Annotated in this window: 19 protein-coding genes; 3 read left to right on the top strand and 16 right to left on the bottom strand. The window is 44.1% G+C overall.

The window, feature by feature from the left end:
* Positions 1–37 precede the first annotated feature (37 nt).
* From larC to MHI37_RS11125, 6 genes are read right to left on the bottom strand one after another with little or no spacing between them, the layout of a single operon-like run.
* Entirely contained in the window at positions 38–1,420 is a 1,383-nt protein-coding gene (gene larC, locus MHI37_RS11150) for a nickel pincer cofactor biosynthesis protein LarC (protein ID WP_076339448.1), read from the bottom strand.
* Position 1,421: 1 nt separating this feature from the next.
* Entirely contained in the window at positions 1,422–2,096 is a 675-nt protein-coding gene (gene larB / locus MHI37_RS11145) for a nickel pincer cofactor biosynthesis protein LarB (protein WP_076339447.1), read from the bottom strand.
* Complete coding sequence (gene larE, locus MHI37_RS11140) at positions 2,093–2,911, bottom strand: ATP-dependent sacrificial sulfur transferase LarE (protein WP_144023793.1); 819 nt, start codon at positions 2,909–2,911, stop codon at positions 2,093–2,095. Before larE ends, larB begins: the two co-directional genes overlap by 4 nt.
* A gap of 21 nt (positions 2,912–2,932) precedes the next feature.
* Entirely contained in the window at positions 2,933–4,447 is a 1,515-nt protein-coding gene (locus tag MHI37_RS11135) for a gluconokinase (protein WP_076339445.1), read from the bottom strand.
* Complete coding sequence (locus MHI37_RS11130) at positions 4,444–5,721, bottom strand: lactate racemase domain-containing protein (RefSeq protein ID WP_076339444.1); 1,278 nt, start codon at positions 5,719–5,721, stop codon at positions 4,444–4,446. The genes MHI37_RS11135 and MHI37_RS11130 overlap by 4 nt, the downstream gene beginning before the upstream one ends.
* Positions 5,718–6,485: an SDR family oxidoreductase gene (locus tag MHI37_RS11125; protein WP_179090318.1), complete on the bottom strand. Its 768-nt coding sequence runs from the start codon at positions 6,483–6,485 to the stop codon at positions 5,718–5,720. The genes MHI37_RS11130 and MHI37_RS11125 overlap by 4 nt, the downstream gene beginning before the upstream one ends.
* 168 nt (positions 6,486–6,653) lie before the next feature.
* Here MHI37_RS11125 and MHI37_RS11120 point away from each other — a divergent pair, with 168 nt between their 5' ends.
* Positions 6,654–7,646 (top strand): LacI family DNA-binding transcriptional regulator, encoded by a 993-nt coding sequence (locus MHI37_RS11120; protein ID WP_076339442.1) that lies wholly within the window; start codon positions 6,654–6,656, stop codon positions 7,644–7,646.
* A 13-nt stretch (positions 7,647–7,659) separates the two neighbouring features.
* Here MHI37_RS11120 and MHI37_RS11115 read toward each other — a convergent pair whose 3' ends face one another.
* From MHI37_RS11115 to MHI37_RS11075, 9 genes are all read right to left on the bottom strand, one after another.
* Positions 7,660–8,760, bottom strand: a complete 1,101-nt coding sequence (locus MHI37_RS11115; protein ID WP_076339441.1) for an endospore germination permease — start codon at positions 8,758–8,760, stop codon at positions 7,660–7,662.
* 29 nt (positions 8,761–8,789) lie between these two features.
* Positions 8,790–9,023 (bottom strand): hypothetical protein, encoded by a 234-nt coding sequence (locus MHI37_RS11110; protein WP_076339440.1) that lies wholly within the window; start codon positions 9,021–9,023, stop codon positions 8,790–8,792.
* Positions 9,024–9,029: 6 nt separating this feature from the next.
* Positions 9,030–10,241 (bottom strand): Ger(x)C family spore germination protein, encoded by a 1,212-nt coding sequence (locus MHI37_RS11105; protein ID WP_076339439.1) that lies wholly within the window; start codon positions 10,239–10,241, stop codon positions 9,030–9,032.
* A 35-nt stretch (positions 10,242–10,276) separates the two neighbouring features.
* Positions 10,277–11,797, bottom strand: a complete 1,521-nt coding sequence (locus tag MHI37_RS11100; protein WP_076339438.1) for a spore germination protein — start codon at positions 11,795–11,797, stop codon at positions 10,277–10,279.
* Positions 11,798–12,306: 509 nt separating this feature from the next.
* Positions 12,307–13,161: an IS3 family transposase gene (locus MHI37_RS11095; RefSeq protein ID WP_083676096.1), complete on the bottom strand. Its 855-nt coding sequence runs from the start codon at positions 13,159–13,161 to the stop codon at positions 12,307–12,309.
* 20 nt (positions 13,162–13,181) lie between these two features.
* Entirely contained in the window at positions 13,182–13,865 is a 684-nt protein-coding gene (locus tag MHI37_RS11090) for a helix-turn-helix domain-containing protein (RefSeq protein WP_342556530.1), read from the bottom strand.
* Positions 13,866–14,041: 176 nt separating this feature from the next.
* Positions 14,042–14,509, bottom strand: a complete 468-nt coding sequence (locus tag MHI37_RS11085; RefSeq protein ID WP_256710736.1) for an HIT family protein — start codon at positions 14,507–14,509, stop codon at positions 14,042–14,044.
* 19 nt (positions 14,510–14,528) lie between these two features.
* Positions 14,529–15,452 carry an AraC family transcriptional regulator gene (locus MHI37_RS11080; RefSeq protein ID WP_076340153.1) on the bottom strand — a complete coding sequence of 308 codons (924 nt, stop codon included), beginning with the start codon at positions 15,450–15,452 and terminating at the stop codon, positions 14,529–14,531.
* Positions 15,453–15,644: 192 nt separating this feature from the next.
* A complete protein-coding gene (locus tag MHI37_RS11075) occupies positions 15,645–16,289 on the bottom strand; it encodes a hypothetical protein (protein WP_083676608.1) in 645 nt (214 codons plus the stop codon).
* 140 nt (positions 16,290–16,429) lie between these two features.
* On the opposite strand from MHI37_RS11075, the gene MHI37_RS11070 reads away from it, so the two are divergent.
* Entirely contained in the window at positions 16,430–16,948 is a 519-nt protein-coding gene (locus tag MHI37_RS11070; protein ID WP_076340152.1) for a hypothetical protein, read from the top strand.
* Positions 16,949–17,880: 932 nt separating this feature from the next.
* The gene (locus MHI37_RS11065; protein ID WP_076340151.1) at positions 17,881–18,480 is read left to right on the top strand and encodes a hypothetical protein; all 600 of its coding nucleotides are present in this window, start codon (positions 17,881–17,883) and stop codon (positions 18,478–18,480) included.
* A gap of 139 nt (positions 18,481–18,619) precedes the next feature.
* On the opposite strand, the gene MHI37_RS11060 is transcribed toward MHI37_RS11065, so the two are convergent.
* Positions 18,620–19,972, bottom strand: coding sequence for an IS5/IS1182 family transposase (locus MHI37_RS11060; protein ID WP_076340185.1), 1,353 nt, complete (start codon positions 19,970–19,972; stop codon positions 18,620–18,622).
* Between the last annotated feature and the right edge of the window lie 48 nt (positions 19,973–20,020).

Here is a 20,020-nt window from a genome sequence, read left to right as displayed (position 1 = left end):
GCAATGCCGTGACTCTGACAGACTTCTGATGATCTTATTATTTCTGCAGCTGTTTATATACGGCGCGATAAACAGCCTCAAGTGGAACTCCAAATGCTCGGGCAGCTTGAGCTGCATCCTCAAACTCTGGCGATTGGCGAATGATTCGGCCGCCATCTAATGCTTGCTTGACCTTTATCGTGCCGTATGAGGTTTCTACCTCAATCCATTGACGTTCAAGCGCTTTTCGCTGCCATTCACTTCGACGCACACCAAAGGTAGACGTTTCGGCAAGCAATGCTTCCTCGCAACGCGTGCAATTGGCCGGATGGCATAACACCGTGATGAGAACACCTGGCCGATTTTTTTTCATATAGACAGGGGTGTAATAAACATCAAGCGCCCCTGCTTCAAATATTCTTTCCATAGCAAAGCCGAGTGTTTCCCCAGTGGAATCATCCACTTGAGCCTCAAGGACAACAATCGTCTCCTTGGTGCTCTCTGCTTGCTCAGGTGCATACAAGATAGCTCTTAATACGTTTGGATGTTCAAAATCTTTTGTACCCGCCCCGTAGCCGATCCGATCAATCGTTCCTGCTGGCAGTGTACCAAATCCCGACGCGAGTGCTTTGACAATTCCAGCACCAGTTGGCGTTGTCAATTCACCTTTAGCCGTAAAGGCAGATAGCGGTACGCCTCGAAGCAGCTCTGCGGTTGCAGGAGCCGGAATTGGATATAACCCATGCGCCATGCGCAGCTTGCCCGTTCCTGTAGGCACGGGTGAAACGATTATTTTGCTCGCATCAAGACTTTCAAGCGCCAAGCAAACTCCAATAACGTCTAATATGGAATCCATCGCTCCAACCTCGTGAAAATGAACCTCAGCAGGGTCCATGCCATGAATTTTACCTTCTGCTTCGGCAATTAAACGAAAGATGGACAAGCTTCTCTCTTTCACACGCCCCGGCAAACCTGAAGCTTCGATCATACGAATGATGTCAGCAGCTTTTCTATGCTCGTGCGAGTGATCATCGTCATGTGCGTGACTATGCGAATGCTCATGCGTGTGTCCATGATCATGTGAGTGACTATGCGTATGCTCATGCGTGTGTCCATGATCATGTGAATGCTCATGTGTGTGCTCGTGCGTGTGTCCATCGTCATGTGAGTGACTATACGTATGCTCGTGCGTGTGTCCATGATCATGTGAATGCTCATGTGTATGCTCGTGCGTGTGATTGCTATCTTCAAAGCTTAGGTTTAGCCATTTCGCAGTGATGCCTCTCCGGTCTACCTTTACGAATTCCATTGTGAAGGGATCGATCGGGAGCTTCTTTAAATGACTGACAATATAATCGGGATCTGCGCCAAGGTCAACAAGCGCAGATAGTGCCATATCGCCTGCGATGCCAGAAATACAATCCAAATAGACCGTTCTCATTCTAAGTGCCCTCCGCTACCAGTTGTAATATCATTGCCGATTGAAAACCTGCTCCGAAACCGTTGTCAATGTTGACCACGGTCACACCGGCTGCACAGGAGGTCATCATAGCTAGAAGTGTTGTTATTCCTTGCAAATTCGCACCATAACCTACAGACGTAGGTACAGCAATAACCGGTCTGCGAACAAGCCCTCCAACGACACTGACTAAAGCCCCCTCCATGCCTGCAACTGCGATCACAACGGAAGCTTCTCTAATGCGATCCTTTTGACTGAGCAGACGCTCAATTCCTGCAACGCCAACATCATAGATCCGATCAATTTCGCAGCCCATCCAAGCAGCCGTACCCGCTGCTTCTTCAGCCACTGGAATGTCTGATGTCCCGCCAGTTACAATTGCGACCTTGCCTGGAAGCTTACGTGCAGACTCCCCGAAGGAGATTAGGCGAGATACTTCGTCATAACGCGCCTCCGGATATTTAGCAAGGATACGCTCACCCATCTCTTCAGATGCGCGGGTGACAAGAGCCCTGCCATGAATCTCCACCAGTCGAGTGAAAATCGTTTCCACTTGATCCGTCGTTTTCCCTTGCCCAAACACAACCTCTGGATGCCCTGTTCGCTCATTGCGCCCTACATCCAGCTTACAGAAACCTAAATCCTCAAACTCGTTCATATCGCAGAGCCTCCACGTTCAAGCACTTTATTCATGCTGCCGCTGCGATAACCGGTAAGATCCATGGATACATAAATATATCCTAGCTCCTTCAATCGCTGCGAAATCATAGCTGCGTGACCAAGAAGCTGTTCCATAACGGCTGGCTCCACTTCGATTCTGGCAATATCGCCGTGACTCCTAACTCTCACTTGGCCAAAGCCAAGCGTACGAATATAGCGTTCAGCCTCGCCAACCCGGCCAAGCTTCTCTATCGTAATCGTCTCGCCATAGGCGATCCGCGAGGAGAGACATGCAAAAGACGGCTTATCCCATGTAGGGAGTCCATGCTCGCGGGATAAATCACGGATTTCTTCCTTGTACAGCCCTACTTCCTGCAAAGGTCCCCGTACGCCGCGCTCTTTAGCCGCTTGAACGCCTGGTCTATGCTCGTTCATATCATCTGCGATGAGACCATAGACGATATGACGATATGCCCCATCTTTAATGAATGGCTCTAAATGCTCGAATAAGCTCTTTTTACAAAAATAACAACGGTTCGCATTATTCTCTTTATAACCTGGAATACTGAGCTCTGAAGTCTCTATTACTCTATGAGTCACGCCGAGCTTCTTCGCGAGCTCAATAGCTTCCTCCAGCTCTTCCGTCGGATACGTTTCCGAGTCCGCCGTAACCGCTAAAACACGCTCTGGTCCTAGCGTCTTAATGGCTGCATCCAGAAGAAAAGTGCTGTCAACGCCTCCTGAGAAAGCGACCACGACGGATTCCATTTCGATAAGAACCGCTTGCAGCTTGCTGTATTTATCATGCATAATAATTGCCTCCTTCAGCTAAGGTCATTCAACCGACGCATGCTGCAGCCTAGATATTTCTCTCATCGGCTCTTTCAATCGATCGTATAAGCTTAAGTATAGCGGAAGCAATCCTTGATACAAACTATGATTTTTCAGGTTCGGCTCGTAGAGACTGCCCTCCATCTCTTTCCACCTTAGCAATGAGCCTTTGCAGTCGTCCATCGCGTAGAGCCCAAGCTGCGCTGCGCCGAGTCCGGAGCTTTCTACTGAAACGGGCACCTTCACAGGTACTCCGAGCATGTCAGCCATCATTTGACACCATAAGGTAGAACGTGCAAAGCCCCCAGAGGCTCTAACCTCCCTAGGTTTTTCTCCTGCTTGCTTCATTAGAGAAGCGATTGCTGTAATTTGGAATATGACGCCTTCCATTGCAGCGCGCAGCATATCGGTCTCCAGATGCGAGAGCGTCAGTCCAAACATAACACCTTTTGCCTGCGCATCCCAAAACGGCGCTCTCTCTCCCGATAATAGCGGTAAAAAGAGCAGTCCATTCGCTCCCGCTGGTACGGATGCTGCTAAGGGCAATACTTCATCCAATGGTTTGCCCGGATAAAGTCGATCCGAAATCCACTGAGCTACGATCGCTCCATTGTTCGAAGGCCCGCCAACAATCCAGCATTCCTCTGTCAACGCATAACAGAACAAACGCCCTTCCGGGTCAACGGTTGGCTTATTCGTCGCCGTCCGAACAGCACCGCTCGTGCCGATCGTTACAGCCAGAACGCCTTCTTCCACTGCTCCAATACCAAGATTGGCCAGCACACCGTCCTGCGCGCCAACAACAAAGGTCGTACTCGCGCTTAACCCCATTCGCTCAGCTGGCTCCGTCCTAAGTCCCGTTATCCGTTCCGTAGATGGAACTAATGTAGGCAATTGATCCTCGCGAACATCTGCGAGAAGCAGCGCTTCCTTATCCCAAGTCAGCGTTTCCAAGTTGAATAGTCCCGTAGCACTAGCAATGGAATGGTCCATCACCATAACACCAAATAGTTTATTCAATATATATTCCTTTATTCCAATAAACTGCTTTGCTGCAAAAAACAAATCCGGACGTTCTTCCTTCATCCAAATCAGCTTCACGAGCGGCGACATCGGATGAATCGGTGTCCCTGTCCGCAAGTAGATTGGCAATCCCGTACCATCAGAGAGCAAACGTTCTGCTTGCGCAGCGCTGCGCTGATCAGCCCAGGTTATGCTCGGAGTCAGCGGGAATTCCTGATCATCAAGCAGAATCAAGCTATGATTGGCTGAACTGAATGTGGCACAGACAATTTGCTCAGCGGTGTAGCCGCCTTTTTTCATAACAGCTGCGACTGCGTCTAACACAGCCTCATAAATAACATCCGGGTCCTGCTCTGCATACCCAGAACTTGGCGTATGCAGAGGATAGGCAACGGAATGGCTGTTGTGAATATGACCTTCACGGTCAACAGCCAACGTCTTGGTGCTCGTTGTTCCAATATCAATCGCAATAACAATTTCTATTTTCTTGCTCATTTTGGTAAAAATCCTTCCTCATCAAACGTCCACTCATAAGGGCCTTCTAATATTTCAATTCGCGGATTCGCTTTAGCTTCTTCGAGAAGTGTCTCTGAAATTTCAATAACGCCGAGATGAAGTGTATCGCGAATGCGAACTAGCTTGCATGTTGTATAATCCAATATATTACAGGTTTTAATGGCTGCCTTGATAGCATCACGATCATTCGCAAGCGTTGTCGCCTGTTTCGTAGGCGCGCACACGGTTGATGTGAGTCCATTCGCATAGGTGCTAGGCCAGTCTGTCTTGCTCACTAACCGACTCGTTGTGAAATCAGCAGTCCCTACTCCGTTAGCGTTCCCTTGAGACTCTTCAGTCAGATCAAGGACGACCATCTTATTCACCTCAGGTCCCCCATGTGCATATGGCGTAGGGTATCTGCCTGTAATATTCGGATCTGCACCGTCTCCGCTAATGTTTTTGCCGATATAATCAATGACGAGCACATCCAATTCTTGGAAAAGAATCTGAGGAAGCCGGCTCTTCGCCTCCACCAACAGCTCCTTCTCTCTTGCCTCCATCGTTTCAGGGTCCAGAACCTCGATCCGACAAATTTGGTCATAGGCATTCTCGACAATCGCTACACCGAATTTAATAGGGAGCTTCTGGAGCATTACCTTAGCCATAGCTGGAACGTTCTCCGCCATATATTTAAATCCTAGCTGGTGGCAAGCCTCTGCCCCCTTTTGTTTTCCTAGTCCGATCGAGATCATTTTGAACATACCGCTTTCAATCGTTCCGCGAAATGCTGTATGCGGCTTAATCCGGTTAATGACGACAATAGCATCGGCCTCTGTAGCTGCAATTTTGTCGCAATAAATGGGAAGTCCGTTAGGCAGATGCTCTAGCAGCACAACCTCCATGGAAGAGCGTACTGGGCAGCCCATCCGCAGCTCATCGATACCAAGATGAGCAAGCACCTCGGTTTGCCCCTCAGCAGTCGCTCCACCATGACTACCCATGCATGGCACGATAAATGGCTCAGCACCAATTCGCTTCAGCTCGTCGATAACGGTTTTGGTCAATTCGTCGATTCGGGATATTCCCCGGCTGCCAACAGCTACCGCAACCTTATGTCCTGCTTTTATTTCCGACATAGAAGCGGCTGCACGCAGTCGCTGAATTAAATCTTCAATTGGATTGTCCAGTATAGTAGCATCAAATGATTGACGGATTTTCACAAGCTTAGGAACAGGGATACCCTCAACAAGCTGTGTTAAGATATCGCTCATATCGTCATTGCTCCAAATCCGCCATCTACGCGCATCATAGCACCTGTTACAAATGAGGATGCTTTGGCAGAGGCTAAGTATACAACCATACCTTTAAGCTCCGCTGGATCACCAAAGCGATTCATTGGCGTATGCTTCATAATCGATTCTACTCGCTCCGGCGATAGAATTTTTTTGTTTTGCTCGGCAGGGAAGAAACCAGGAATGATCGCATTTACTCTTACGTTATGAGGAGCCAATTCCCGAGCCAAAAACTGAGTTACGCTATTAACTCCCGCCTTGGATGCTGAATAGGTAAACACCCTGGAGAGCGGTGGTTCAGATGAAACGGAAGATATATTTATAATGGAGCCGCCGCTGCCTTGCTCAACCATCTTTTTCCCAAAGACCTGGCAAGCGAGTACGACACTTTTCAAGTTAACATCCATAATGCGATCCCATTCTTCCATTTCCAAATCAAAGAACGGCGTTGTGCTATTGGTACCTGACGCATTAATGAGAGTGTCGACACGTCCACCCCACTGCAATACTTGATCTAATACGGCTTCCAGCTCGTCTTTTTTAGTAGCATCTGCTTGGAAAGAAACCGCGGTACCGCCGTTTTGCTCGATTTGCTCGCATACTACTCTAGCTTTCTCCATATCCCGGCCAACTACAGCGACCTTCGATCCTGCTTCGGCAAGCGCAGCTGCCATGGCACTGCCTAGCACACCATTTCCACCGATCACGACTGATACAGTATCTTGTAAGTTAAACATTAGCAAACCACTCCCCATCCCAAATTAACAACGTTGTTATTTATTAATATTATCCCAATATTTCGTTGCTGTCCATACCAAAAAATAGGTCGCTTTCATTTGCAAAAATATAATACTATGATAAAGTGAACGACATAAATGAGTATTCGCACATGCATTTGCCGGAGGGAATTCATGGTAACCATTAAAGATATCGCAGATCGAGCTGGTGTCAGCTTTTCTACCGTCTCTAAGGCGCTTAGAGATAGTCCGCTCGTACAGAACAAAACCAAACAGCATATTCTTGCTATTGCAAAGGAAATGGGCTATCAGCCCAACATTGCTGCTCGAAGTCTCGTCTCCAGAAGAAGTGGAGCGATTGGCGTCGTATGGCCATCCATTGAACGTGCGGCTCTCTCCTCTCTCATTACAAAAATTAACGAACAGCTAGAGAAAAAAGGTTATATCACACTGCTTTCCATCAGCAATTTAGAATCGGCTATCGAAACCTTTCGCCGATACCAGGTGGACGCCATACTCGTCTTCGGAGACAGAAATAGTATTTCCAGCTATAGCAACATAAATCCACAGCAGCTGCCAATTCTCACCTATGGGGCTGCCGGTTATACGTCTTACTCCGCAGTTGATGTAAACAGAGGTCAAGCCATTCGTCTTGCTGTTCGACATTTGGCTGAGCTTGGCCATCAGAATATTGCCTACATCGGGGAGCCCAAGTCACATGATCCTCTGCAAACTGTCAAGATTCAAGCTTTTCGCGAAGAAACGATTAGTCTAGGCCTTCCCTTTCAGAACGAATCGATTCTTCAGATGAATAGCTTGGATTTTCACGATGGATACATGGCAGCACGTACGATGCTCGCACGAGCAGTACGCCCTACAGCCGTCATCAGCGGCGGCATCGATTTGACTCGCGGCATCCTCAGAGCCATCGGTGAGCATGGTCTTCGCGTACCGCAGGATGTATCCATTGTCAGTTACGACAACCTGCCTCAGATGGAGGATATCGGTATGCCAATGACTGTAGTAGGCGTTGCCATAGCGACGATAACAGATGTCATTTCGGCAACTTTACTCGAACTGATCGATAGCCCGGAACAGCATAAAACCGTTTATTTAGAACCAGAGCTTGTCGTTCGCGCCTCCACTTCAAGGCTTGCGGATTTATAAGACAAGCAACCTGCTATTCCGCTCTCTTATTGCTCTTAACTAAAGAGGCTGCCCATAAAAACAGAGGCACGAGCAAACCAAAAGTCAGATTGAAAAACGGAAGAATTTTTTTATCAAAATTGTAAATATAGCTTGTGTTAGGAGCTGCAACTAATGCAACATTCACGATAATAATGGCGAGTGGAATAACCAGCATCTTCTTATCTTTTAAATTTAGAGCTTGTGCTAAACCTTGAACGATCACATAAAAATAAATACAAATTCGAATAAAGCAAGTGAAAAACCATGCGAAAGCAATCGTCGACTCCACTCGTTCAAAAAAATGACCGATGCTTATCTTTTTGGCTAAACCAAAGGTTGGATAGATTTCACTAGACGTTATTTCTACTCCTAATACTAGGATGGAAAGAAGTGTAATCGTGAACAATAGTGACCAGCCAATGATGACACCTAACAGCAGCGCTTTTCCAGCCTTCGCTTGCATATTGGCATGAGGCAGTAACATCAGAAAGAGAACCATTTCCAGAAAAGAAAAACTCATAGAAGGAATAATGCCTTGAACGACTGGCTTGAATCCTCCCTCTAAGACGGGCAGCAAATTTCCCAACTGAATTTGAGGAATGAGAGAGGCTGTCATAAACAGGATCATCATAAATCCTATAAAAGATAAAATCTCAGCAGTTCGGGCTATCGATTCTATTCCTAACTTGACTGCGTAAATAACAGCAATAATAAAAACGACATAAATTGCCTCGATAGGAGTGTCCGGCATCGTTTGAGCTTTCACAAATTCCCCCATGCTTCTAAGCGTAAGCGCACATAACAAAAACGGATACATCATAATAAACAGCAAGGATATCGCTTTTCCCGTCCATTTGCCCAGAATCGCTTCAAATATCTGAATTAAAGTTTTCCCCGGATGCTTTCTGTATATGGCAAGGCATAACCAAACAATAAGGATAGATAACAAGAGCGAAATCAGTAATGAAAGCCATGCATCTTGCTTCGCCTCCGCAACAAGCTGTGAAGGCAAGATCAGTATCGAACTACCGACAACATTCATGATCATCAATATCGTTAGCTGACTGATTGAAATCATGCTTTTTTGTTCCATTGCTTTCACCCTCGATTAGTTATGTAAATCTAATTTATCATTCGAAATAAAGCATCACTCAGCGGCTTATAGACAAAAGTAATCCAATCGAGCGGATTGGGCATGTTCAGCTTCAGGCCTTGACCACTACTTAATAAGGCAGCCACACCCAAACAGATGAAGTAAACTATCGTTTCCTTCTTCAGCCTTCTCTTAATAAGGCGTGGCGCTTCAATAATTGCAACCAGCACGGATAGCGTTACGATGCATACGACAGCTAACACCTTAACTCATTCCTTTCCTGGTTTCTTAAATATGGGATCTATGACTGACCCCATATTTTGGATTTTCATTTCCGCTTTAACCGTTACTTGGAGATCTTTAAATTGATCATCCCAATTGTTGCTTAATGCCTTCCAAGCTTTTGGCTCTGCACGATGGATCACTTTCCCGAAACCAAATATATCGGTCTTATATTTATTTTTCACATTCTCTATCGTAACGACTATCGAATCCTCAACATATTTGGAGGCAGATTTCTCAAGAGCAGTAACGTTTCCCGGCTGGTGAAGATCGATAAGACAGGCGCTCTCCACGATATTTATTTCTGCTCGAACAAAAATATCAACGCTTGGCACCCCCTGCTCCACCCTTCCCTTCACTTTAGTTTTAGAGTTCATTACCGCATAGCTAATTTTATGTTGTTCGCCAGGGCAGTTGAATACTAGACCTGATTTTTTTACATTATTTGTAATGTAATTAAAGTAGGTGCTATCCTCATTATTCAACCAACCGATCAGTTTATCTTCTTGAAATACACCTAACCCGATTAACAAAATATCAGCGGAGTTTGTTATCGTCTTTAAATTATCCAATGAATTGCCCTTCTTCGAATCTCCAATTAGTTTGATACCCGGCAAAACTATGCTCTGCCCCTTGCTGAGCAAGCCCTTAATAAGTACGTCTAATTTCACGCCCTTTGTTGAAGACAAATATTGATCTGATGCTTCCAGTGATTGATAAACTTTGGATGATGGAATATTTTCAATTGGACTAATAATGAGTAGAGCTTGTTCTGCAGTGGAGTCTTTGGCAATGATGATGTTAAAATCCGCACGATAATAAATTTCCCTTCTAAAATAATCCATCATTTCACTTATCCCATTGCGAGCCGTTTTTTCACCAATCACAAGCACGCGTATATGTCCTAAGTAAATCTTTCGAGGGCTCGTTTTTGTCATCTTTCGAAGCGCTTCGGAAATGGAATAACCTTTAGCTTTGAACAGGCTTACCGGGGAAGAGCTGGCTCCACCGCTCTTGTTAGACTCATATTGCCTGGGTTCTAAAACTTGGACAGATACCTCATACATCTCACCAGACTTATCGATAGCCATTCCGGCAGCAATTGAATATTCGTTTAATTCCGTGCGACTCCAGCAGCCGGATATGATGGCTAACATGAGAATCGTTAATAAAATGATATTTATTTTTCTTTTCACCATGTTCCCTCCTATTGCTCTCTACATCAAGGCTGCTGTTATTTTGGAGGATGCATCCGCTGTCGTCTTAGATTTTTTCGTGCAATTAATTTCGGACGAAAAAGCATGGATCTGATTGGTACCCGCAAAATGCTATCTTTCTGGCCTTCCATATCAAATGGTGCAAATGGACTTAAATAAGGGACACCAAATGACCGCAGGCTTGTGAGATGAAGGATCAGAATAATAAATCCTACACTCATGCCAAATAGTCCGAATGACGCACCCAAAAAGATAAATGGAAATCGCAATAAACGAATCGATATGGACATATCATTTGATGGAATAACAAAGTTGGCTACAGCTGTTAGCGACACCACGATTACCATTGCTGGAGAAATTAGACCCGCTTGCACGGCTGCAGTCCCAATAACTAGCGAACCAACAATCGAGACTGCCTGACCGATGTTTCTCGGCATTCGAATCCCCGCTTCACGTAATATTTCAAACGTAATTTCCATAATCAACACTTCAACAAAGGCTGGGAAAGGCACGCCTTCACGCTGCGCGGAGAGGCTCCCGAGAAGTGTACGCGGAATCAATTCGACATGAAAAGTTGTGATCGCAATGAATAGCGCAGGGGCGAATAAGCCGATAAATATCCCCAAATAACGTAATAGACGAATAAAGGTTCCAATATCTGCACGATGATAATAATCTTCCGCAGAATGAATAAAGGAAACAAATAATGCCGGTACGACAAGTACATAAGGTGTTCCGTCGACGATGATCGCTACTTTTCCCTCAAGCAGTTCAGCAGCAATTACATCCGGTCTCTCTGAGTTCAGCACAGTCGGAAATGGAGTTTTCCCTTTGTCTTGTATCAGCTCTTCAATGTAGCTGCTTTCAAGAATGCTGTCGATGTCGATCTTCTTCAGCCTTAAGCGCACTTCATTTACAATCTTTTTATTCGAAATTCCATTAATATACATGATCGCTACGTCTGTCTGCGTCAGGATCCCGATTTTATAGGTTTCCATCCTCAGATCAGGCGTTTTTATTTTCCTACGAATCAAGGCCGTATTGACCCTTATATTTTCCATAAAGCTTTCTTTGGGTCCGCGAATGACCGTTTCGGAAGTAGGCTCCGTTATGCCGCGCTCCTTCCAGCCATTCAAGCTTATGGAGAACCCCGATAATTGACCATCAATTAATAAAATGACACCTCCGGACAATAAAGAAGTGAACATCGTATTATAATCCGCCACATCCTCATTAACGGAAACGGATGTCAAAACATACTCTTTTAAATACTGCAGAACATTTCCTTCTTCTGTTTTAACGCTGCCTAAATCAACGCTATCAAGCATAAGAGACTCTAGAACGAAGTTGTTAACCGCACTTGAATCGATTAGCCCGTCAATGAATATGACACATGCTTTCAAGCCGTCAAAAATCCCTAATCTAATTTCCCTTACAACTACATCCGTGCTATGGCCCATTAATTTGTTTATCTTGAGAATATTCTCTTGCAGGCTAACGACCAGTGGATCTCCCGCTTGCTTCATTTCCTGTTCCATTCCATCACCTCCCCCATTAACAGTGTCATTTGTTTAAAATATCCTATTAATCCTTTTTCATGCAGCTGGACAACGGAACAAAATCACCCTTACGGGTAATTGGAATTCGCAGACGGATCCGCTCACACTTCTAACGGAAACCACAGACGCTAAATCGCCTTTATTTTTCGTTTCAAGATTGTAACGGAAACACAGGCCTCTATTTGTACCCTACATGCACGATCTCGCTTCATTTCTGCGGAATAGCGTCTCTCTGTTCCGTTAAAATGTGACGCTAACTAAAAATACAACTTTAGCGTCGCTGGCTTCCGTTAGCTTTCGTTATCCGCTCTCCGGCTGCTCGCGCAGCATCGTTATCAACCGGTTCGGAAAATGCATAGTTTCCTATAAAATAAAAAAAGCCCGCCCTCAGATTGAAGTGCTCCCTGTCAAGTAGACAGTAGAAAAAAACAAAAAACGATTAGACCTATCCCTCAGTTCAAGTACAGAGAACTGGGGGATTATTTTTATTAAGCAGCTCGGCGATACTCGTGGGGAGACAAGCCGTTAAGTCGCTCCGTATATCGGTAGTTGTTGTAGTATCGAATATAGTTCCTCACATCTTCAAGAACTTCATCGTAGGTATCGTATTTCTTCAAATAAAAGCTTTCTGCCTTGAATGTGCCCCAAAATCGCTCGATCGGCTGGTTATCCAGGCAGCGACTCACACGAGACATGCTTGTTGTGAAACCGTATTTCACCTTCAAGCGATTATATTCATGCGAGGTATATTGGAAACCTCTGTCACTATGCAGAAGTGGCGTGATTCCACGTTTTCCCCTATATGCCTTCTTTATCGTGTCCATGACCAATTTGTTGTTGTTGGAGTGGCTGAGCACCCACGAAACGACGGAGTTATCGTGCACATCAATCATGGCGCTCAAATAGGACTTTCGACCGTTCCCATACTTCAGCTCGGTGACATCTGTACACCACTTTAGGTTCGGAGCAGCGGCTTGAAAGTCACGGTTCATGACGTTTTCGGCAACATGTGTTTCCGTGGCTCTCACGTAGCTTGGACGCTTCCTCCGAATCACTGCTTTTAATCCGAGAGCTCTCATAATCCCGTAGTAACGCTTTTTGTTGTAAGTCTTTTTCAGTTTACGGTTTAATTGGAGACGCATTTGGCGATAACCCAGTATCCCTTTTCGCTTGTCATAGCGAAGCTTCACTTCTTTTGCTAGTGAAAGCCGCTCAAGTTCTCGATTGGACGGCGTCCATTTTAACCATTTATAATAGGCAGATCTGGCGACGTTAGCGAGCTTGCATAACGCTAGTATCGCGTAGCCCTTTTCCGTGTGCAGTTCTTGAATCGCTTGATACAAGTCTACGTGTCGAACGAGGGTTAGCGTGTACGTTTTCGCCGGATCTCTGCCAACTTTTTTTCGAAGGCGTTCTCCATTTCTAAATACTCGTTACGCGCTTCTAGCTCTTTGATTCGGAGTTTAAGACGTTCAGCCTCATCCAGTTCTTCCTCAGGTCTACTGCGCCCACGACGGTCCCTAAGAACCTCCTCGCCGCCTGAATGATATTTACGAACCCATGCGTACACCTGTTGGTAGGAAACATCGTACTTCTTCATCGATTTCTGATAATCCAACTGATTGGCAAGGGTATACTGCACAATTTCAATACGCTCTTCAAAAGTGGTTTTACGTCCTTTATTCATGTGAACCGTTCCTTTACGAGTAGGTTTAATTTCTTTCCCACAAGTATACTTGGAAATCCAGTTCGTCAAAACACTTTTACTTGAAATGTGATGCTGGTTTGTCGCTTCTCGGATGGAGTACTTTCCGGATAGAACGTCACGAACCGCGGTCTGCTTGAGCTCATGTGAGTACGTTTTCCAAGCTTTGGATTCCTTTAACCCTTCATAACCATCTGCTTTGTATTTCCTTATCCAATCCACAACAGTCATATCGTCGATCCCCAGTTGCTTTGCTTCATGATGAGGATTTGAATCCTGTTTAAGGCATCTTTTTACAACCTGTAGTTTTACATCTAATGAAATTGCACTCCTTTTTGACAAAGCAAAAACTCCTATCATGGTAGAAGTAGAAGTTTTGTTTTTTCTACTGTCTACTACGATGGGAGCATATCAGATGAGGTGCGAGCTATTATATTTCTCCGGAATGAAACGCGCAGCACCGCCAAAGGACGGCGACAGCCGTTTCACCTTGACTTTCCAGCTTTTCTTCTCTAAACCTACAGATGCTGTTTGATCTGTTCAATCAGATCTTGGTATTGTTCTTCCGTAAGCTGCTTATTTCCCGAAGGATTCATCTCAAACATTTTTCCCCACTCCGGTCCATCCTTCTGCTTGGGAACAATATGGAAATGAACATGAGGCATCGTATCGCCAAACGCACCATAATTAATTTTACCTGGTGTAAAAGCTTTTTCTATCGCAGACGCCACTTGCGCAACATCTCTCATATAGGCATCTTGTGCTTCCTGTGTTAAATGAAATAATTCATTGTGATGCTCGTTCAGCGCTACTACACATCTGCCTTTGTATGTCTGTTCTCTAAATAAATATACGGTTGAAACCCGAAGCTTCGTGATCTCAATCATAATCTTCTCCAACCGGCCATCATTCGCGCAGTAATTACACTCCATTGTCATCAGCCTGCTTTCATAAACGAATATAGTTATAATCCAACTTTTTATCAATCAATGCATGACATCCCATTTAATCTTGAGTTTGCTGCCTCTGGATGCGCTTATTCGCACGATAACGGGAAGGAGTGACATTCATTTTGTCTTTAAAATAGCGACTGAAATGCGATACGCTTTCAAAACCAGCAGCACGGGACACGTCGGCTAACGATTGATCCGGCTCCATTTCGAGCAAATACTTCACTTGATTTAATCGGCATCCCATCACATATTCCATTACGGTAAAGCCTGACACTTCCTTGAATATATGCGCGGCATAATACTTGCTCAGATTTAAGTCAGCGGCTAATTGATCCAGACTAACTTTCTCCATGTAATGAGCGTCAATCCATGTTGAAATGGCTTCAGCATGCTGCTCTTTACTTGTCATTTTTTTCTTCACATGCATGAATTCTCGTTGAGCCATTTTATATATACCTAACAGCAATTGCACGAGCTCCAGCTTCACTTCAGCCTCTAACAGCTCGCTTTTTTTACCCGTTTTCTGCATCTCATCATCCATTTGGACTAAAAGAATTGCAAGTTTCTTCATCTGAGCATCAACAAATTGCCCCGATTCATCATTCCCTGTTCGCAACAAGCAGTTGTTTAAATTTTGAAACGGTGCGAGCAAATTGGGGACACCCAGCACAGTCATTAGCTCTTGCAGCCAAGTAGGTGAAAAATGAAGCATGCTCCTCGTGTAGGTGCTGACATCACGCGGATTCGGTTTATGCAAAGTCAGCCCGTCCAATAAGATAATATCACCTGGCTGCAAATCATATATCCGATTATTAATTAAATATTTACACTCTCCTCCACAAAAATAATAGATTTCGTATTCGTGATGCGAGTGGAAATTATTGATGGGCAGCTCCGAACCTCTCACCTGATAAAAGGCGGTTAACCATTTATCCATTATTTTCGCTTGGTATAACGGAGTTTTCCATTCATCCATATCACTCTCACCCTCTACATTTGAATGCTATTATCAGAGGCTCAATTGAGTCTGCTCATATAATATTACAGTTGGCTTTAAATAGCTTTCATTTTAGTTGCTTAATATGCCGTCAAATTTGACTCAGGTTGCTTTTTTTGTCTCGTTCGACTAATTAGTTTAGTTTTATATATTGGGTCGGCGTCATTCCTTCTAGCTTTTTAAATATTCGCGTAAAATATCCCGCATCATCAAAACAGTTAACGTCATACCTGTTTCCTTCTTGAATTGTCGCGACAAATGCGCAGGATGCACAAGACAATATTCAGAAAGCTGATTTAAATCAAATGATTTGCTAAAGTGAACAGTAATATGCTGCGCCGCTTTCTGCACTACAGATGAATAACCCAAAACTGCGCGAGACTTAACCAAATCACAATACTCGCTAAACATGAGCACTACTATCGCATTAAGTGAATTTATACTTTCCGAACGTTCAATTTGCTTCGAAAATTTCTCGGACAGATGATGAAGGAAAAACGGATGCACCTTTCCCTTCTCCGCTGCTATTCGTAAAATAGTATTGAGAATAATGAGCATGTTTTTCATCGCCCTAACCGGCTGATTCGGAAATCTTGATAAAAAATCATACCAGTGCTTGCTTTCTGGCATCATTTCATCCAATTTTGTTTTATCTCCGTGCTCTATATTCTTGTTAATGATGCCATAAGGAGTCTCATGAATGAGCTGTGTACGACTCAGCAGGTTAACAGCACTCTGTACTTTGGAAACGATCTTATCCGTATCCGGCATTTGCATCAGAAACGGCCCTACAACCCAAGTATTAGCCTCATGCATATCCTCCTGAACAAATCTTAATAAAAAATTAGGAATCCGATCTCGTTCGTGTCCCAAAATCACAGAGCCGTCTTCCGCCAAAACAACCGTACTGGTATCTATTAGATGAAAAATGGTATGAAGCTAAGCTTAACGATACGATGAATATGGCCGTACCTGCTTCTTATAATGATGTAGGTGTTACTGCTGAAATTCGCAATCACGTAGGCATTGTATGCTATGAAAGAGAGTTCACGATTCCAAGTTTAACTGTCGCAGTAAACAATATATTGGATGAAACAACACTTCCAATTGGTTCATACAGCGAGAAAGAGATTCCAGGACTTGGACATGTCAAAACAAATAAACCGAATTTCGATTTTTTCAATTATGCCGGTATTCATAGACCCGTAAAAATTTATACAACCCCTCATACCTACGTCAAGGATATAACCATCGTTACAGCTTTGGAGGAAACAACGGGCGTTGTTCAGTCTGAAATCTCCTACGTTGGCGATGCAGCGGTGCATGCACGCATCATGGATCAAGATCAATACATGATAGGTGAACTAAATAGTGCACAGGGCAGCCTTAACATTAATAATGTGAATCTTTGGGAGCCATTGAAAGCGTATCACTATACCCTTCAAAGGAGTTTCAGGTCGAGTATTTGCGAATAAATCACGAGGTTTTTGATGAGTTTGAGCATTTCATTGGAGAGCAAGTATGGAACTTCGCAGACTTTAACACGAGTCAAGGCTTTATCCGTGTTTAAGGCAACAAAAAAGGGATTTTCACCCGTGACAGAAAACCGAAATACGCGGCTCATGAATTGCGTAAGAGATGGCTTGCGATTCCGGATTTTGGTTATAAAAAATAATTAATATTTAATCATAGCTGTAATCACATCCCGAAAGCCGTGAGGAACAACCTGTCTATTAGTCATCCCCTAGCTCCCGTCAACAAGAGATAATTCGAGAGAATTGACTTTTCCTGCAGCAAAGAAGATAAAAAAGTTTGGTACGATATATGCGTAAGAATAATCTTCTCGTGCAGCGCCCAAAACGTAAATCTCTCGTTCAACTTATCTAGTTGGGTTACTTTAGCTTTCTTTCTCTGGTTCTTAGATCGGTCGTGCTAGCTCGATGGGTTCAGCGCTATAGAAAGAAGGCTACGTTGTAGTTTGTACAACGTAATCGACGTTACTAGCCTAACTAGGGCACGTACACTGTAGTTTCTACAATAGTTTCCCTATTCTAGGACGATATTCGTTGGTTTGAAGCTCATTCTACTGCATAATTACAATGTAGCCGTCTGAAACAGCTCTCATGTGAGGTTTTCATTGTAGAAAGTGCAGTGTAGGCGCTTCTCCTTAATCAAGCGGAGACTTTAGCGCGTGATATAGCGAATTTCGGGTCGTATGGAGCATCGGATTGTAATGATAATTAGGAACGAATTACAGATGTTTTTTAGATCATAAGAAGAGCCTCGTTTAGTGAACACGGCTCTTCTTATTTAGCTTCTAAGCAAGTTTTTTATTTTCTGAAATAGCAACCTTTGTTGAAATGATCGGTATATACTTTCGAAAGCTTTCATCAAGGGGGAACATCAATTGCAAACAACATTAAAGGAAAACCTGCTCGGTATCGGAATCGCCGTTACAATTGTAAGCGGCATTGCTGTTTGGGGAGGGACCTACATTGCGGATAAGGTTAATGCTGGGCCATCGAAGATAGAAGCTGCGACGTCTAAGATGAAGCCCATACATATACCAAATATAACATTCGTTGAATATTCATCAGAAAGCCGTGCCATTAAAAAACTGAAACAATACCACGCATTGTTCGATCTGAAAGTTACCGGTGGCGGCATTGAAAACTATACGCCTGATAACGATGCAGCTTGGAACGATTTTTTGAAATCAGAAGTATTCGATCCACAGCAGTATCGCACCATTGGCAGCGAGCTTGCTGAGCTTCAAGGTCTGGAAATCGATATGCAAAACCTGATTGAGCTTGCTGCAATCGCGAATGAGAAGCATGATCCCGATGCCTTACGTTATATGCATCGCATTCTTCATGATCTGGATTTATACGCCTTTCCTGAGGATGAATCGATCAATGGCGACTATTGGGGCGTAACGAACACTGCTCCTGCGCCAGACAACACAAACTACAAGGAAATTACTGACTTTATGTCCAGCAACACCTAGTAATATATTACGAAAATCAAACCAGAAGCGAACTGCGAGGCCACTGAAAAACTTACGTTTTTAATTATATGAATCAATTTCATAATGCATAGTTAAAGAATCGTAGACTAACCGAATGTGAGCATTTTCGTTTTTTAAATTATGCTGCTACTTCTTGTAATTGGCGACTTAGACGATCGCATGCTAACTTTGTGCAATTATAAACCAGCGTTACCAAGTTAAAATGTGCTTTCGCTTTTTGACCTGTTCGATGTCTTACATTGTTCAACTGGAAGAATTCCTTTAGGTAAGCATTCACTCTTTCGACTGCAGATCGTTTTTTAGCGATTTCTTTCCAAAGTTTCGAGCCTCGAGCCGGAGCACTATACTTTCTAAGATCAATTGTGATCTTCATCTTGTAAACCTTCTGGCAAAGTGAATCATGCGTTAATGGACAGCTCTCACATTCTTTCGGTCGTACGTATTTGAGCGTTTCATATTTCGAGTCGTAGCTGTCGTAACGATACGAATGCTCTCTCACACAGGTAGGGGCGAAGTGTTCGTCAAACCCGACAAGTTCGGGTTCTCGCCGACGGTTATAAGCGATAACGGCATGAGCCTTCGCTTCTCGCACTTGCTTATATATGGGCTCATAATCGTAACCTGCATCCATCGCTGCATAGTTGAAATGGAAATTTGGATGCTGCAAAGCAATCCCTTTTAGGAGCGGAATCGCGGCTTTACCATCATTCAAGTTCCCAGAAGAGAGCATGGCTCCAAGGATATATTGACTCTTGGTTCCGACTGCAAGATGACCTTTATAGCCATACCAAAAGACGTTTTTCCCATCACTATTTTTCTTGATTCCCCACTGCGGGTGAAGAGGCATTTCATCCCTTAGAACATGGAACGTCTCGCTGAGTTGTGCAGCGATTTCTTTCTCGAAGATTGGCTTTTGTTTCTCTTCTTCTTGTTTTTGTTCGAGCCAAGCTTCACGTTCGGCTTTTGATTTTCGACCACGCTTTTTAGGTTTGGGTTTTTCCTTTTCTTGCTTTGCAGGCGCTTGATCCCGAGCCTCGATATGAGTTGCATCTATGGCAACGGTATCGTCCGTAATGAATGATTCTGCCATGGCTTGCTTTAACAACTGGTCTTGCATTTCTTCTAGCGCATAGCTTTGGCTCATCTTGCGCACCAGCCTGGAATAGGAAGATGCAGAAGGAATGGCTTCTGAAAGCATAAAGCCACAATCCAAGCGGAATAGGATGTCATGCTGAAGACGCTTTATTAAATCTTTGATCGTAGGAATACGTTCAACGATTCTAACGATTAAGGAATAGACCATCGCCCTGTAATTCACTTCAACGGGAGCGCCATAAAGAGATGTTTTTCTGACCAAGCGCAAGATAGGCGTAATATCGATGGTAGAGAAAATCTCAAGGAAACGATCTTTTTGTTCCATTTCATAAAGCTCTTGCAGGGTAAATAAGCTCTCGTGTCGTATATATGGCATAGGGAGTTCCTCCTTTTCTCTTTGGTATGGTGTGGTAACTTTACCTAT

It is taken from the genome of Paenibacillus sp. FSL H8-0548 (assembly GCF_038630985.1).
In the GTDB taxonomy this organism is placed as follows: Bacteria; Bacillota; Bacilli; order Paenibacillales; family Paenibacillaceae; genus Pristimantibacillus.
This window is presented reverse-complemented; position numbering and strand designations above follow the sequence as displayed.